Source organism: Anaerorhabdus sp. (genome assembly GCF_036657415.1).
GTDB lineage: Bacteria > Bacillota_I > Bacilli_A > Erysipelotrichales > Erysipelotrichaceae > Anaerorhabdus.
In genome coordinates this window covers 1-408 of the sequence record NZ_JAVXGL010000112.1, presented here as the reverse complement: position 1 = coordinate 408, position 408 = coordinate 1, and the positions used below count along the sequence as shown (strand labels likewise).

Annotated in this window: 1 protein-coding gene; it reads right to left on the bottom strand. The window is 30.4% G+C overall.

Features of this window, described 5'->3' with window-relative positions; translation table 11 throughout:
- Positions 1-408: glycosyltransferase (locus RSB60_RS10785; RefSeq protein ID WP_332616298.1), on the bottom strand; the 408-nt coding region annotated here is incomplete at both ends.

Genomic DNA, 408 nt, shown 5'->3' with positions numbered 1-408 from the left:
TTGATGCAGAAACAAAACAATCACTTGCATGATAATATGAAGGAATATCCACTGCTGGTTTTTTGCCTACAAAAACAACTATATCCTGCAAGTTTAGGTGTTTAACTTTTTCATGAAGAACATCTTCATCTGGTCCCCCACCTACAATAACAAACTTGCATTTGAGTCCTGCTTTTTTTACTTTTTCAAATCCATCAATAACTAAATCAATACTCTTCTCTTTGGCAATTCTCCCAACAAAAATAATTAAAGTTTCTCCTTCTTGAAGATTAACTTCTTTATGAATTTCTTCTACCTTCTTTTTATTCATATTCTTTACGTTAAAACGATCTAAATCTAATCCTGTTGGAACAACATAAATATTTTTCTTAATGCCATATCGTAATAGCATATCTTTTGTTTTTTGAC